1 protein-coding gene is annotated in these 256 nt (G+C 53.9%); it reads right to left on the bottom strand.

Annotation, left to right across the window (positions count from 1 at the left end):
• Positions 1–256 (bottom strand): Ig-like domain-containing protein (locus HL290_RS18495; protein WP_198497231.1); only part of this gene is annotated, 256 nt, incomplete at both ends.

The following is a 256-nucleotide window of genomic DNA, read 5'->3' as shown; positions in this document are numbered from 1 at the left end:
AGGTGATGTTGTCCGTTGTCGTCAAGCCAGTCAATGTACCGCCAACCACGGTGATGTCGCCTGCCGCAAAGCCTGCCACCGCTTCACTGAACGTGAAGCTAATGTTGGCATCTTCGCCTGCTGCAAGAGCAAGGTCATCTGTGGTAATCGCAAGGGTTGGTGCTGTTGCATCAACAGTTACTGTACCAGTCACTGGAGTTGATACGTTACCTGCCACATCTGTTGCAGTCACGCTCACTGTGTGCGGACCGTCTGC

Origin of the sequence: Acinetobacter sp. AC1-2, from assembly GCF_016124155.1 — a bacterium.
In the GTDB taxonomy this organism is placed as follows: domain Bacteria; phylum Pseudomonadota; class Gammaproteobacteria; order Pseudomonadales; family Moraxellaceae; genus Acinetobacter; species Acinetobacter calcoaceticus.
This window is presented reverse-complemented; position numbering and strand designations above follow the sequence as displayed.